Here is a 14,074-nt window from a genome sequence, read left to right as displayed (position 1 = left end):
CGCGAAGCCCCCCTCAAGATAAGACTTCCCACACGGTCAACGTGGTAAGACCCCCAGTAGAAGACTGGGTTGATAGGCTGGGTGTGTACGTGCCGTGAGGCATTTAGCTGACCAGTACTAATAGGTCGAGGGCTTATCCTACGCAATACAACGTCTTGAACTCACAAAGTTGCTCTACCCAGTTGTCACAGTCTCGTGATGATGGCGGAAAGGTCACACCTGTTCCCATCTCGAACACAGAAGTTAAGCTTTCCAGCGCCGATGGTACTTGGACCGCAGGGTCCTGGGAGAGTAGGACGTCGCGAGGCAACCGATCAAAAAGTCTCTTTCGGAGACGGAAGAGACTTTGCAGTCGGATGAAAGCAGCAGTACACTCGAACAAAGTGCTCTCGACAAAAGTTTTAAGAAATTGCACTTGCATCGAACTAGAGGTTATGGTATCATAGGTTTTGTTCCCCACGCGGAAGTGGCTCAGGGGTAGAGCATCGCCTTGCCAAGGCGAGGGTCGTGGGTTCGAATCCCATCTTCCGCTCCATCAGTAACTTCTTCTTCGGGCCTATAGCTCAGTTGGTTAGAGCGGCCGGCTCATAACCGGTTGGTCCCAGGTTCGAGTCCTGGTGGGCCCACCATCAACAAGCACGTTCTCTTATCATCGGAACATAGCGCAGCTTGGTAGCGCGCTCGCCTTGGGAGCGAGAGGTCCAGAGTTCGAATCTCTGTGTTCCGACCATCGTAGTACAACATGCGCGGTCAGGCTGACAAGCCTGACCGCGTTTTGCTATACACTGGGGGGAATGTCATTGCGCCGTCTGGTTGCTATCCTCGTCTCCATCTCCATCGTCGGGATGTCGCAAGGCTTGATCATCCCACTGCTCGCTCTGCTCTTGGAGCGGCGAGGTGTCAGTCCGCTGGTCAACGGTCTCGGCACGACAGCTCTCTACTTCGGCTTTGTCGTCGCTTCACCGCTGATCGAACCGCTCGTCCGCCGCTTCGGCGCGCGACGCACCGTCCTCACCAGCATCCTCGCAACCACTGCACTCACGCTCGCCTTCCCGCTCTGGGATGACGTTGCGGTCTGGCTGGTGTTGCGCTTGTTGCTCGGCCTCGCCCTGACTGGGATGTATGTCGCGACCGAGATCTGGCTGAACACGATCCTCACCGCTGAGAACCGCGGTCGGACGTTTGCTTTCTACGGCTTGATGATCGGCATCGGATTGATGCTCGGTCCACAGGGGATCAACTTGCTCCAGTTCTCCATCTACGCCCCGTTCCTGATCTGTGCGGCGACCTATGTGATCCCGCTCGTCCTCATCTACCGGCTCTCTGATGACGAGGAGCGGCTGGAGGCGCACGCGCAAGACGCGGATCGCGGTCTGAAGCGTTTTTGGCGGATCTTCTGGGTGGCGCCCTTTGCGATGGGTGCAGCGTTCGTGTACGGATACCTCGACGGGGCGCTGATCGGTGATTTCGCGATCTACGGCTCACGAGTCGGACTGAGCAACGAGCAGATCTCGTGGGCCTTGACGCTGTTCATGCTCGGCAGCATCGCGTTTCAGTTCCCGCTCGGGTGGTTGTCTGACCGTCGCGGGAGAACGCAGGCGTTGATGCTCGCCACACTGATCGGCTTGCTGGCTTTCCTGCTCGTCCCACTCGCGACAGAGACCGCGATCTGGGTCATGTACCTCCTGCTGTTTCTCGCAGGGGGCGCACTCGGCTCGTTCTACTCCCTGGGGCTCGCCTGCCTCGGGGATGTGTTCGCACGCGCAGACGTCCCCAGCGCCAATGTGCTCTACACCATGCTCTACGGTGTCGGCTCACTGCTGGGCCCAGCGTTGACCGGGTCGTTGATCACCGCGTTTGGACAAGACTTTTTCGCTTGGTCGATCGCGGGGATGCTCGTTGGCTACATTGTGTTCGGCCTGCTCACAACACGTAAACAACCACTGGAAATCGGCCGAAACGTGTGAATATTTGTTCAAAAAAAAGGACAAGTCTGTGATTGTGTGGTATTATACCAGAGTGTAGGTAATAACATGCAGTTTCAAGTAAAAAACAATTAACAAACATACCCGGACTCTTCACATCCAGAAGAGCCGAAGCAATCTAGGGAGGTTATTAAACATGAAAAAGCTGATCGCAGGCGCGGTAGTAGGCGCTGCTATCGTTGGTGGCGTGTGGTTCTTTGCCGGCACGGAAAAAGCGGTTGCAGTCGTAGGTAATGACAAGATCACGGCGAAGGATTTCCATGCTCGACTGGAAAAATCCCAAGGCAAGGACATCTTGAAAAAGATGATCGACGACAAGGTCGTTCTCGACCAAGCGAAGCAACAAAAACTGGAAGTCACCGACAAGGAAGTTGACGCAGAACTCGAAAACTTCATCAAGGAACGTTTCCAAGGTGACAAAACCAAGTACGAAGAAGCGCTCAAGCAATACAACATGACCGCTGACGACATCAAATCGGACATCCGCATCTCCCTGACCGCGAAAAAAATCGCGACCAAGGACGTCACGATCACGGACGCGGAAGTCAAGGATTACTACGACAAAAACAAGGAATCCCTTGGCACTGCGGAACAGATCCACGCGCGCCACATCCTCGTGAAGGATGAAGCAAAAGCGAAGGAACTGTTCGACAAGCTCAAAGCGAACCCGGCCGATTTCGAGAAGCTCGCGAAGGAAAACTCCGAAGACCCGGGCTCCAAGGACAAAGGCGGCGATCTCGGCACCTTTGGCAAGGGCGCAATGGTTCCGGAATTTGAAACCGCTGCATTCGCTGCGAAAAAAGACGACATCGTCGGACCGGTCAAATCCGAGTTCGGCTACCATATCATCCAAGTCATCGAGCACCAAGAAGCGAAGATCCCGTCCCTCGAGGACTCCAAGCAAAAAATCACCGACACGCTCAAGGAACAAAAAGCAACTCCGTATGCGGACCTGATGAAGGAACTGTACACCAAGGAGAAGATCACGATCAATCCGGCCGCGTACAAGGACATCCTCAACCCGCCGGCTACTGAAGCTCCGGCTAGCACCGAAACACCGGCCCAAACTCCGGCGAAGTAATCGACAGCCAAAAAAAGACTCGGGATCATCCCGGGTCTTTTTTTGCTACACGAGGTACACTACCACTACCTAGTAGCAAGCAACAGGGAAGGGAGCTCCCCGGATGGACAACATCACACACGCGTTGCATGGACTCGCGCTGTACGCACTGGCGATGACCAATCCGTCGCTGGCCCAAGACCCGACCGCTCAGAGTGCTGTGATCTGGGCGACGGCGTTGGGGTCGCAGGCGCCGGACTTTGACTTTGTGATCCGACTTGTCGGGGGTGAGGTGCCGTATCTGCGCCATCACCGTGGCATCACGCACTCGATCCCCGCTTGGTTGGCGTGGCCGACGCTATTTGCCATCCTGCTCAGTCTCTTTTTCCCCGGACATTTCTGGCTGATCTGGGTCTGGAGTTTGCTCGGGGTGCTCGTCCACGTCGGCATGGACTTGCTGACCACCTATGGAACGGTGGCGTTTTGGCCGTTCTCCGGCAAGCGTGTCGGCTGGGACATCCTGATGATCGTCGACATCGTGCTCTGGGCGTTCGGTGCGCTCGGCATCTACCTCTGGTCGGACGGATACACGCCGCGTGAAGTGCTGCTGTACGCACTCGCGCCCTCCCTGCTCTACATCGCGTTGCGGGCGTTGATTCAGCTCGTGCTCCGCAAGCGCGTCCGACAGTCATTCCCTGGGCAGCGCATCCACCGCTTGAGCGTCATCCCGTCCTTTGGACTGAACGCTTGGAACATGGTCGTCGATGCGGAGCAGGGGTTTCATGTCGGCAAAATGTATCTACGCAAGGGGATTGCTGTCGAAAAAACGTTCGACAAAAAACATCATTTCGACATCGATCCGCGCTGGTTGCAAAACGCGGAGCAGCAATCGGAAATCTACCGCGTCTTCACTTGGTTTGCGCGCCACCTGCAGATCGAAGCACATCCGTTGGAGGACGGCGGCGTGCGATTGGACCTCGCGGACCTCGCCTACCGCATGCGCGACCGGATGGCATTTACCGCGCATGTGGTGTTGGATGCAGAGGGCAACGTCGTCGAGGACTGCCTCGGGGACAAGCGCATGAAGAAACGGAAATTGAAGCAGACATAGAAAAAACCCACAATCGTCTATGCAGACGTTGTGGGTTCTTTCTGTTCAAGACCGGCTGATTCTAGCTTGGCTTGTCCAGCATTATGGATCGCTTCCAAGAACTCGTGGAGAGCCTTGATGATACCGCGCTCGTTGTTTCTCGCATCGTAGAGTTGCTTGGCAAACAACACGTAAGGAATGGACTCTTCTTGAATCAGGAACGCCTGGGTATCAGGTGCGAATCGCGACAGGATCAAGTCTGCCTCAGAATAGAGGTCTTGGTCACCCAGGTACGTCTCATCGAGGTGATGAATCGGCACCTGCAACGCATTGGCAAGCTTGCGGACAACGGCCATCGAAGGCTTGTTGCGCGTTCCTCGCTCCAACGAAGAGATGTGAGAGATCGACAGTTCGGCGCGTTGCGACAATTCATTCAGGGTCCATTTCTTCTGCAGACGCATCTCGCGCAGTTTCTTCCCTAACTTTGAGGTTTGTTCCATCTTCATTCCCCCCTCCCGTACAAATGTACGTTCTAGTCCCAGTATAACATGGATGATGGAATTTTGTGAACAAAATTAAACCTAAGACGCTCACTTTAATCAATTAATTTTATGTCAAACACTGGAACGATACAACAGAAAATGCGACAAATTTCGTTAACAAATTAGAACCTGTACTTTTGTACAGTTGACCGACATAAACTCGGAACCTTATCCTAATCTTATTTTAGAGGGTCACGAATCTAGGTTCATTCGTAATTTACCACCCGATTACAAGACAGGAAAATAGGTCTAAAGCGGTAAAGGCGAGTGACTTATGGGTCTTTTTCACTATTTTGAGTGGATACCCATTGTACGAAAATAGCAGGTATAGTACAGTGTAAATGGGATTACATCAACTAACTGTGGTTCCGCTGGCAGAGTTAGTTTACAGCCACGGCGAAAAAAAGAGAATCACCCGTCAGACGGGGATTCTCCGTGATACATGATTAGAGGAGCCGTTCGTGCAAGCGGCGCAAGGTCTGGGTCGCCGTGCGCATCAGCTCCCAATCAGCCGTCTCTTCTGCAAGTTCTGTCTGCAGGAGCGCGGCTTGGAGCGGATCGCCCGCACCGAGCAGGATGGCACAGGCCTCCTGCATCGCCTGCACATACCCGGCGCGATTGCCTGTCTGTTGCTCACAGCGAGCCAGCATGCGGTACGCCAGTGCGCGCTGTTGTGCAAGCAACTCTTCGCGGGTCCTGCTGGGTTCTTCAGATCGGCGGGCTTGCAAACCCTCCATACCTTCGTGATCCTGCACCGTGTTGCTGCTGTCGAGCTGCGTGGTGCAGGATTGTGGCGCACCCGCGCCCTCGTTGCACATCAGCAGGGCGGTCTGGATGTTCCGACGAGCGGATGCGATGTCCTGGACGCAGAGTGCGACTTCTGCCAACCCGCGTTCGATCGCAAAGCGTTCGGCGCGATTCGACAGCCCGATGAACTGGATCGACTCGGCATAGTGCGCCCGCGCTTCGTCCCAGCGCTCCAAGGCTGCGTACACATCACCCAGCAACCGGGCCGCATGCCCGCGAGCCGAGAGCGCCGGATGCAGATCTTGGCGCTTGTACACCTGATCGGCACGGCTTGACACATCGTCTGGATCACAGGTCGCAAAGTAGTGCTGCGCCTGTAGCGCCAACCGTTCCGCCTCGTCCATGTGCGACTGGCGGAGGTGGATCGCCGCTTGTTGGAGCAGCGTGTGGGCAGTGGCGTCAGGTGCGTTTGATTTGCGGTAGGCGAGCTCGGCACCGTGACTGGCGCGCAAGGCATTGTCGGGATCGAGTTGCAGGAGATAGGCTTGTGCTAGCGAGTAGAGGATGTCGCCCACGCAGCGATGGCAGTACTGGTACCTGCGCACGACGCTCAAGGCTTGGCGGTAGATCGCGATCGCGGCGTTGACATTGCGGTCAGCGAGTTCGATCGAGCCGAGGTAGTAGAGGGCGAGCAGCTTCTGCTCGATGTTCTTGTGCTCCAAAAAACCGGAATAAGCTTGGGTGATCGTCAGTCGCGCACATTCGTATCGTTCAAGTCGGGCAAAGGCCAAGGCCAGCCGCAGTTGGATCTCGGCGTACCACAACCCGTGGAGCTCCTGCTCCGACACCACCCAAACCATGTCGTACAGCAGCGTGATCGAGGTATCAAGGCGGTGCTCCGCCAAGTACCTGTCTACGATCTCCAGCAGCACCGGCGCCGACTTGGCAAAGTCCGGGTAATGGATCAAGGCAGTTTCGGGAGACAGTTTGAGCACGCGGCATAAGTACAGCACGGTCTCGATCGTCGGGTTGATCTTGCCCTTCTCAATGTTGTTCACAGCAGTTGGCGAAAGCAAAGTGCCCGCCACTTCCCGCATCGTCAGGCGCAGTGCGGTGCGACGATCACGAAACAGCTCGCCGAGCTTGGTTTTCGGGTCCGTTGACCTCATACTACACGCCTCCCTTCGGTCAGAAACAGGCGCTATCGTATGTAAAAGCGTGGCAGATCCTGTTGGAATCTGTCAATAGTATATCAGCGCACACGATCCCTTACAACATGGGCAGATGGCGAAAAAACACTTTACTTGTCAGCTTGGTTGACAACTACTTTATCAGGGCTATAATGAAATCAAGTAACCTGAACTGTAAGTGACTTTTGAAGCTGAGTGAAACATTCCCTTGCATAGATAAATATCCAGATAAAATGGAGGAGAGCCACTTATGAAAGCGACTCTTGGACAAAAAATACGTGAACTCCGCATCCGAAAAGGTTTGACCCAGTCGGACCTCAGCGCGGGTCTCGTCACCCCGTCGATGATCTCGCAGATCGAATCTGACAAAGCGAACCCTTCGCACAACCTGTTGGCATCGATTGCGGAAAAACTCGACACGCCCATTGAATACTTCCTCACCGACACCGAGACACAAATGGAGAAAGTAAGCGTCTACAAAATCGCCAGAGCGCTCATGGCGACCAAGGAATTCGTCAAAGCGCTCCCGATGTTGGTCGACTTGGAAAACAACCCGTCGCCGCACGTCTCTTCGATCGACGTCGCGTATGACATCGCAGAATGCTTCCTGCACATGGGCGATTACCCGCAGGCGACGGAACGTTTCGAAGCGGTGCTCGACTCGGCGATGGCGCGCAATGACAACACCGTCGCGCTGTTGGTGCTCAACCAACTGGGCGAGCTGTCGTTCTTGGAGAAAAACTACCCGATCGCCATCCACTACTGGAAAAAAGCGCATGAGATGATCAAAAAAGGCCAGCCGGCCGAACTCTACCTGCATGCGAAGGTTGTGCAGAATCTCGGCTCTGTGTACTACAAGCTCGGCGAGTACACCGAAGCGTTGCAATACTACCGCGAATCGAACGAACTGCTGGAAGGCTCGCACCACTTCAAGCAGATCGGGGACATCTACCTCGACCTGAGCTTCACCTACCGCGACTTGGGCGAGTTTGAAAAAGCGGCGGAGTATTCGCAGTTTGCGCTGTCGATTTTCCAATCGCTGAACAACATGAAGCTGACGATCGACGTCAAAGCCAAGTACGGCATCGTCAAGGGCGAAACGGGCCAACTGGAAGAAGCGGTCACGATCCTCGAATCCTGCATGACCGAATACCGCGAGATCGGCTGTGAACGCGAAATCGGCCTGATCCACAGCGATCTGGCGCGCATCTTGATTCAAGCGAACCAAGCAGAGCGCGGCTACGAACACTGTGTCAAAGCGCTTCGCTACTTCGAAGATGATTCGCTGGACCGTGCACACGTCTACCGCATGCAAGGCCAGATCGAATCGGTTCGCCAAGACCTCGAAGCGGCAACTTCGCTGATCCAACTGGCGATCGACACCTACAACTCGCACCAAGCGTTCGGTGAATTGGTCAAAGCCTACTCGCTGCTCGGCGACATCTACAAAGACAAAGGCCAGTTCAAAGAAGCGATGGAATGCCTCGAAAACATGAACGCCGCGATGGAAGAAAACCTCCGCGAGCGCAAGATCGTCATTTAATACGTCCAGCTCGCCAACCTGGCACGAGCTCTCGACCTATACGTCCGGTTCGGAAAAAAGACCGTGTCCTCCTAGAGGGCACGGTCTTTTTTATGCACACGAAGCAAGCGGGCATCGACGCGCAGGGACTGGTACAAGCGTGCGGTCCCCCAACCTGTGCTGGTGGCGAGGGCGGCCAACCCGGCGAGGCTTGCGATCAGCATCGCGCGGTAGCCGGCTCCTTCGACGCCCAGCGTGAGCACCCACCCGGCAAGCAGGGCGGCGCTGCTCACGCCGAGCGTCAAATCCAGCCAGCGCCAGCGAGTTGCCAGCAGCATCCCATAACAGGCGAGCCAGATCGGGGAGAACCCGGCGAGAAAGACGCTCAGCCAAAAAGCGTGTAGAACGCTGTACGAAAACATCACCAACAACCAGTTTCCCGCCAGCACGGCGGTACACCACAGCCCGGCCGCCACGCTCTGTTTGAAGCGGTGGTACGGCTCCATCATGTCAGTGTCACCTCTAGTTGTCAGCATCGCCCAATTTTTCACAAAACATGCACGAGCAGGTCTTTTTTCAGCGTATGACGGAATATTGTTGAATGTTGTGAAAAGCGTCATATATAATGGACAGAGCAGGACCTGACATTTGTGTGAAAGCGGTTTACTCATATACTTAGGAGGTAGTACCCCACATGGTGAAAATGATCGCGCTCTACAAGCAACCGCAAGACCTCGAAGCCTTCAACAAGCATTACTTTGGCACGCACCTCGAACTCAATGCGAAAACCCCGGGTCTGCTCAAGACCGAAGTCAACAAATTCATCGACCTGCGCGGCGGGGAGACCGAGTACTACCTGATGGCTCAGATGTACTTCGAATCGATCGATACCTTGAAAGCGTCCTTCAAAACCCCGGAATCCAAAGCAGCCGGTGAGGACGTCCAATCCTTTGCAGGCGGTCTGGTCAAGTTCTGGTTCGCTGAAGTGGTAGAATAGAGAGGGGATTTCCTACATGTACGAAACAATTCTGTACCACCTCGAAGAAGGCGTGCTGACCATTTCCTTGAACCGTCCGGACGTGATGAACGCCTACAACGAACAGATGGGTCAGGAACTCTACGCGGCGTTCAAGCAAGCGGAAACGGATGACCAAGTTCGCGTCATCGTGCTGACCGGCACCGGTCGCGCATTCTGTTCAGGACAAGACCTGAACATGGGCGGCTCGATGCTCAACGGCACAGCCAACCTCACCAACGATGTGCGGGATCGCTACAACCCGCTGATCACGTTGATGCAGATGATGCGCAAGCCGATCATCGCGTCGGTCAACGGGGTAGCGGCAGGTGCAGGGGCGTCGTTTGCGATGGCTTGTGACTTGCGCATCGCGTCTGACAAGTCGAAGTTCACGATCGCCTTTTGCAAGATCGGGCTCGTGCCGGACTCCGGTGCCAGCTACTTCCTGCCGCGTCTGGTCGGCATGAGCAAAGCGATGGAACTCGCGCTGACGGGCGATGTGATCGATGCGGCGGAAGCTGAGCGCATCGGCTTGGTCAACCGCGTCGTGCCTTCCGAACGGTTGGCGGAGGAGACGATCGCATTTGCCAAAAAATTGGCGGTCGGCCCGACCTATGCACTGGGTCTGACCAAGCGCTCGATCTACCAAGGCGCAGAGAACGATCTGATCACCGTGCTGGAAACAGAAGCGCAATACCAAGGCATGGCTGGCCGCAGCTACGACTTCAAAGAAGGCGTGACCTCGTTCCTCGAAAAGCGTCCGTCGCAATTCAAAGGCAAGTAACCACGCCATTTTCATAGCAAAACGCGACCTCGATCCCGACGTGGATGGGTGGTGAGGGGGTCGCGGTTCCACTTGACAGCAGGAGCGCTTCGTAGAAGAGGACTCCTGCTGAACTTGTACACGAGGTGAAATTGATGGCAAATCGTCTGGTCACCACTCAGCCAATAGGTGTGCTCGGCGCAGGCACGATGGGCATCGGCATCGCTCAAGTCGCGGCACAGACCGGCTACACCGTGCGGCTGTTCGATCTCTCGGACGACGTGCTGGGAAAAGCGCTCGCGAAGCTTCGCGTCGCTTTGGAGAAACTGGAGCAAAAAGGCAAGCTCGCCGCAGGCGAGACGGAACTCGTGCTCGGCCGCATCCTGCCGACGTCCACGCTGGACAGCCTGTCGGATGTCGCGCTGGTCATCGAGGCCGCTCCTGAAAAAATCGAGCTGAAGCGCTCGATTTTTGCCCAACTGGAAGGAATCTGTCCGCCCGATGCGGTGCTGGCGTCGAACACATCCTCGATCCCGATCACGGCGATTGCCGGGGGCGTGAAGACCCCGGAACGCGTCGTCGGCTTGCACTTTTTCAACCCGGTTCCGCTGATGAAATTGGTCGAGGTGATCTCGGGCATGCACACCAGCGCGGAGACGGTCGCGTGGGCGGACGCTTTTGCCACCTCGCTTGGCAAGACCACGGCGAAGTGCATCGACACGCCCGGCTTTATCGTCAACCGTGTGGCACGCGGGTATTATGGGGAAGGTCTGCGCTTGGTGCAGGAAGGCGTCGCGACGATGGAGCAGATCGACAAGCTCGCTCGTCTGGAAGGCAACTTCCGCATGGGGCCGTTTGAGCTGATGGACTTGATCGGGATCGACGTGAACTTGTCGGTGTCACAGTCGGTTTATCAGGCGACCTATGAGGAACAGCGCTACCGCCCGAACCCGATCCAAGAGCGGATGGTGCAGGCCGGCGACTTCGGACGCAAGACCGGAAGGGGGTTCTACCGCTATGACCAGTAACGGCCAAAAAGTCCTCGTGCTCGGTGACGGCACCGTCGCAGAGGAGTTGGCGGAGGCGTTGAAGGCAGCAGGTTATGTCGTCGACGACTACCTGCATCCAGGTCCGATCGATGCGTGGAATGAAAAGCCGTTTGCCTATCTCGCCGTCGAGTTTACCCGTTTGGAGTTTGCCGCTTATGATGCGTTTTTCATCGCGCTCACGTCCGATCGTGACGTGCAGGGCCGTCTGGTGCGCGAACTGGAGCTGAGCATCCCGAAGCAGACGCCGTTGTTCGTCTCGGCGATGTCGCTCGCAGCGACCGAGATCGCTTCGTGGTGCGAACATCCCGAGCGCGTGATCGGGTTCGGATTTGTCCCGCCGCTCTGCGGGGTGCAGTGTTTGGAAATGACGGTGCCGCTGCAAGCGGAGAGCACCGCTTTTGCAGAGCAAGCCGTTGCCAGTGTGCTGGCTGAATGGGGAATGGACGTTGAATGGGTGCAGGACAGCGCCGGTCTGGTGCTGCCGCGCCTCGTGTCGGTGATCGTGAACGAAGCGGTGACCGCGCTGGTCGAAGGTGTGGCGGCTGCGGAGGATATCGACATCGCGATGAAACTAGGAACGAACTACCCGCATGGCCCGCTCGCCTGGGCGGACGCGATCGGTCTCGATCAAGTGTACGCAACGTTGCAAGGCGTATACGACGAGCAACAGGAAGATCGCTACCGACCCGCTCCGCTGCTCCGCCGCCTCGTGCTGGCGAAGCGCTTCGGCGTGCGTGTTGGACACGGGTTTTATCGATATAAGGGAGCGGAAACCAATGCGTGAAGCGGTGATCATTGAAGCAGTTCGCACGCCGATCGGACGCTACAACGGCGTGTTCAAGGATGTGCGACCCGACGATTTGGGCGCACATGTGATTCGAGCGCTCGTCGATCGCACCGGGATCGACCCGGCATTGATCGATGATGTGATTTTTGGCTGTGCCAACCAAGCGGGGGAGGACAACCGCAACGTGGCGCGGATGTCGCTGTTGCTGGCCGGCTTGCCGACCAGCGTGCCGGGCGTGACGGTCAACCGACTGTGCGCATCGGGTCTGGAAGCGGTGAACCAAGCGGCGCGGGCCATTCTGGCTGGGGAAGGCGATGTCTTTATCGCAGGCGGTGTGGAGTCGATGACGCGCGCTCCGTTTGTCATGGCCAAGCCTGAAAGCGGTTTCCCGCGTGGGGACATGCGGATGTTTGACACGACGATCGGCTGGCGGTTCACCAACCAGAAGCTTGCTGACCTGTATCATCCATACAGCATGGGCGAGACGGCGGAGAACGTCGCGGAGCAGTTCAACATCTCGCGGGAGGACCAAGACGCCCTCGCGCTCTCCTCGCAACAAAAAGCGGTCGCGGCGATCGCAGCGGGCAAGTTCCGCGACGAGATCGTGCCCTACGTGATTGCACAGCGCAAGGGCGAGCCGATCGTCGTCGACACCGATGAGCATCCGCGCGCCGACACGACGATTGAGAAATTGGCAAAATTGAAACCGGCGTTCCGCGAGGGCGGTTCGGTCACAGCTGGCAACGCCTCAGGCATCAACGACGGTGCGGCGGCTGTGCTGGTCATGTCGCGGGAAAAAGCGGAGCAACTCGGCTTGAAGCCGTTGGCTCGCTATGTGGCAGGAGCGGCGGCGGGCGTCGATCCGAGCATCATGGGCGTCGGCCCGATTCCGGCGATTCGCAAAGCGTTGAAGATTGCCGGGCTGTCGGTCGAGCAGATCGATACCTTCGAAGTCAACGAAGCGTTTGCCGCCCAAGTGCTGGCGTGCGCACGCGAACTGAACATCGACTTGGCAAAATGCAACCCGAACGGTGGCGGGATCGCACTCGGACATCCACTGGGTGCCACGGGAGCGCGGATGGTTACGACGTTGGTGCATGAGATGAAGCGCGAAGGGCATCGCTATGGCGTGACCACGATGTGCATCGGAGTCGGCCAAGGCTTGGCCACGGTTTTTGAACGCATCTAAGGCATCTACGAAACGACTTCCAAGACGGAGAGGTGTACCACTTTGGGGATTTTTGATGAAATGGCGAAGTATGGTCATGAGCAACTGCACTTTTTCCAACACCGCGGGACGAAGCTGAAAGCGATCGTCGCGATTCACAATACGGTCATGGGACCGGCGCTCGGCGGTTGCCGGATGCGCCCCTACGAAACAGAGGAGGACGCGCTGTTCGACGTGCTGCGCCTGTCGCGTGGCATGACCTACAAGTGTGGCGTGGCGGATGTGGACAACGGCGGCGGCAAGTCGGTGCTCATCGGTGACCCGAACGCAGACAAGACCCCGGAGATGTTCCGCGCATTCGGCCGCTATGTCGAAGGCTTGGGCGGGCGTTTTTACACCGGGACGGACATGGGCACGACACCGCAGGACTTCGTGCATTCGCAACGCGAGTCCACGCGCTTCGTCGGCCTGCCGCTCGAATACGGCGGCTCGGGCAACACGGCGATTCCGACGGCTCTGGGCGTTTTCCAAGGCATCCGCGCCACCGCTCGCGAGCTGTGGGGGCATGAAGACCTCGCGGGCAAAACCTTCGCGATCCAAGGCGTCGGCAAAGTGGGGGCGCTGGTCGTCGAACACCTCGTGCATGCAGGGGCTCGCGTCTACATCACCGATGTGTACCAGCCGTTCCTCGATACGTTGGTGGACACCACGCCGAAAGCGAACATGTTGGGCGTCGTCGCACCGACGGAGATCTATGGGTTGGATGTGGATATGTTCATCCCGTGTGCGCTCGGTGCCATCCTGAACGACGAGACGATTCCGCAATTGATGTGCAAAGCGATCGTCGGTTCGGCGAACAACCAGTTGCTCGACATGGAGAAGCATGGTGCGCAACTGCATGATCTCGGCATCCTGTACGCACCGGATTACCTCGTCAACGCAGGCGGCCTGATTCAAGTGGCCGACGAGATGAAAGGGTATGTGCCGGAGCGCGTGTTGGCGAAAACCAACTCGATCTACCAGATGCTCTTGCAGATCTACAAACTCTCCAAGGAACAAAACATCCCGACGTGGCTGGCCGCTGACCGCTTGGTTGAAGCGCGCATCGAGACGATCAAGGATTTCAAAAGCGTCCGCATCTAGCTCCACACGCAAC

13 protein-coding genes, 3 tRNA genes and 2 rRNA genes are annotated in these 14,074 nt (G+C 56.8%); 15 read left to right on the top strand and 3 right to left on the bottom strand.

The annotated features are described in order from the left end of the window. The 8 genes from C7459_RS20365 to C7459_RS20330 form a co-directional block, all read left to right on the top strand. Window positions 1-141, top strand: a 23S ribosomal RNA gene (locus C7459_RS20365); the annotation flags it as partial. Between the two features lie 50 nt (window positions 142-191). Next, window positions 192-308 (top strand): 5S ribosomal RNA (gene rrf / locus C7459_RS20360). Between the two features lie 152 nt (window positions 309-460). Beyond that, a tRNA-Gly gene (locus tag C7459_RS20355) sits at window positions 461-535 on the top strand. 17 nt (window positions 536-552) lie between these two features. After that, a tRNA-Ile gene (locus C7459_RS20350) sits at window positions 553-629 on the top strand. 24 nt (window positions 630-653) lie between these two features. After that, a tRNA-Pro gene (locus C7459_RS20345) sits at window positions 654-730 on the top strand. A gap of 70 nt (window positions 731-800) precedes the next feature. After that, entirely contained in the window at window positions 801-1,967 is a 1,167-nt protein-coding gene (locus tag C7459_RS20340; RefSeq protein WP_170119583.1) for an MFS transporter, read from the top strand. 154 nt (window positions 1,968-2,121) lie between these two features. Then, window positions 2,122-3,066: a peptidylprolyl isomerase gene (locus C7459_RS20335; protein ID WP_109691119.1), complete on the top strand. Its 945-nt coding sequence runs from the start codon at window positions 2,122-2,124 to the stop codon at window positions 3,064-3,066. A gap of 103 nt (window positions 3,067-3,169) precedes the next feature. Then, window positions 3,170-4,156 (top strand): metal-dependent hydrolase, encoded by a 987-nt coding sequence (locus tag C7459_RS20330; protein ID WP_109691118.1) that lies wholly within the window; start codon window positions 3,170-3,172, stop codon window positions 4,154-4,156. 17 nt (window positions 4,157-4,173) lie between these two features. On the opposite strand, the gene C7459_RS20325 is transcribed toward C7459_RS20330, so the two are convergent. Continuing rightward, complete coding sequence (locus tag C7459_RS20325) at window positions 4,174-4,635, bottom strand: helix-turn-helix domain-containing protein (protein ID WP_170119582.1); 462 nt, start codon at window positions 4,633-4,635, stop codon at window positions 4,174-4,176. Window positions 4,636-5,123: 488 nt separating this feature from the next. Next, a complete protein-coding gene (locus tag C7459_RS20320; protein ID WP_109691116.1) occupies window positions 5,124-6,593 on the bottom strand; it encodes a helix-turn-helix domain-containing protein in 1,470 nt (489 codons plus the stop codon). A gap of 271 nt (window positions 6,594-6,864) precedes the next feature. Between C7459_RS20320 and C7459_RS20315 the strand changes: the two genes are divergently transcribed. Further along, complete coding sequence (locus C7459_RS20315) at window positions 6,865-8,157, top strand: tetratricopeptide repeat protein (protein WP_109691115.1); 1,293 nt, start codon at window positions 6,865-6,867, stop codon at window positions 8,155-8,157. A 71-nt stretch (window positions 8,158-8,228) separates the two neighbouring features. Here C7459_RS20315 and C7459_RS20310 read toward each other — a convergent pair whose 3' ends face one another. Next, window positions 8,229-8,645: a hypothetical protein gene (locus C7459_RS20310; protein ID WP_109691114.1), complete on the bottom strand. Its 417-nt coding sequence runs from the start codon at window positions 8,643-8,645 to the stop codon at window positions 8,229-8,231. A gap of 185 nt (window positions 8,646-8,830) precedes the next feature. On the opposite strand from C7459_RS20310, the gene C7459_RS20305 reads away from it, so the two are divergent. The 6 genes from C7459_RS20305 (at window position 8,831) to C7459_RS20280 (ending at window position 14,061) form a co-directional block, all read left to right on the top strand. Further along, entirely contained in the window at window positions 8,831-9,133 is a 303-nt protein-coding gene (locus tag C7459_RS20305; protein WP_109691113.1) for an EthD family reductase, read from the top strand. A 16-nt stretch (window positions 9,134-9,149) separates the two neighbouring features. Then, entirely contained in the window at window positions 9,150-9,935 is a 786-nt protein-coding gene (locus C7459_RS20300) for an enoyl-CoA hydratase-related protein (RefSeq protein ID WP_109691112.1), read from the top strand. 134 nt (window positions 9,936-10,069) lie between these two features. Beyond that, entirely contained in the window at window positions 10,070-10,942 is an 873-nt protein-coding gene (locus C7459_RS20295) for a 3-hydroxyacyl-CoA dehydrogenase NAD-binding domain-containing protein (RefSeq protein WP_109691111.1), read from the top strand. After that, complete coding sequence (locus tag C7459_RS20290; protein WP_170119581.1) at window positions 10,932-11,747, top strand: 3-hydroxyacyl-CoA dehydrogenase family protein; 816 nt, start codon at window positions 10,932-10,934, stop codon at window positions 11,745-11,747. The genes C7459_RS20295 and C7459_RS20290 overlap by 11 nt, the downstream gene beginning before the upstream one ends. Next, the gene (locus tag C7459_RS20285) at window positions 11,740-12,939 is read left to right on the top strand and encodes a thiolase family protein (protein ID WP_109691109.1); all 1,200 of its coding nucleotides are present in this window, start codon (window positions 11,740-11,742) and stop codon (window positions 12,937-12,939) included. Before C7459_RS20290 ends, C7459_RS20285 begins: the two co-directional genes overlap by 8 nt. Before the next feature lie 42 nt (window positions 12,940-12,981). Further along, complete coding sequence (locus tag C7459_RS20280; RefSeq protein WP_245884665.1) at window positions 12,982-14,061, top strand: Leu/Phe/Val dehydrogenase; 1,080 nt, start codon at window positions 12,982-12,984, stop codon at window positions 14,059-14,061. The last annotated feature ends 13 nt before the right edge of the window (window positions 14,062-14,074 follow it).

The organism is Tumebacillus permanentifrigoris, assembly GCF_003148565.1.
Classification (GTDB): Bacteria; Bacillota; Bacilli; order Tumebacillales; family Tumebacillaceae; genus Tumebacillus; species Tumebacillus permanentifrigoris.
The sequence above is the reverse complement of the archived record's forward strand: the minus strand, read 5'-3'. Positions and strand labels throughout refer to the sequence as shown.

Excerpts from the sequence above, each read along its gene's own strand:
- C7459_RS20290 (WP_170119581.1), top strand. The coding sequence starts at position 10,932 with ATGACCAGTAACGGCCAAAAAGTCCTCGTGCTCGGTGACGGCACCGTC.
- C7459_RS20305 (WP_109691113.1), top strand. The coding sequence starts at position 8,831 with ATGGTGAAAATGATCGCGCTCTACAAGCAACCGCAAGACCTCGAAGCC.
- C7459_RS20285 (WP_109691109.1), top strand. The coding sequence starts at position 11,740 with ATGCGTGAAGCGGTGATCATTGAAGCAGTTCGCACGCCGATCGGACGC.
- C7459_RS20315 (WP_109691115.1), top strand. The coding sequence starts at position 6,865 with ATGAAAGCGACTCTTGGACAAAAAATACGTGAACTCCGCATCCGAAAA.
- C7459_RS20320 (WP_109691116.1), bottom strand. The coding sequence starts at position 6,593 with ATGAGGTCAACGGACCCGAAAACCAAGCTCGGCGAGCTGTTTCGTGAT.
- C7459_RS20335 (WP_109691119.1), top strand. The coding sequence starts at position 2,122 with ATGAAAAAGCTGATCGCAGGCGCGGTAGTAGGCGCTGCTATCGTTGGT.
- C7459_RS20330 (WP_109691118.1), top strand. The coding sequence starts at position 3,170 with ATGGACAACATCACACACGCGTTGCATGGACTCGCGCTGTACGCACTG.
- C7459_RS20310 (WP_109691114.1), bottom strand. The coding sequence starts at position 8,645 with ATGATGGAGCCGTACCACCGCTTCAAACAGAGCGTGGCGGCCGGGCTG.
- C7459_RS20325 (WP_170119582.1), bottom strand. The coding sequence starts at position 4,635 with ATGGAACAAACCTCAAAGTTAGGGAAGAAACTGCGCGAGATGCGTCTG.
- C7459_RS20295 (WP_109691111.1), top strand. The coding sequence starts at position 10,070 with ATGGCAAATCGTCTGGTCACCACTCAGCCAATAGGTGTGCTCGGCGCA.
- C7459_RS20300 (WP_109691112.1), top strand. The coding sequence starts at position 9,150 with ATGTACGAAACAATTCTGTACCACCTCGAAGAAGGCGTGCTGACCATT.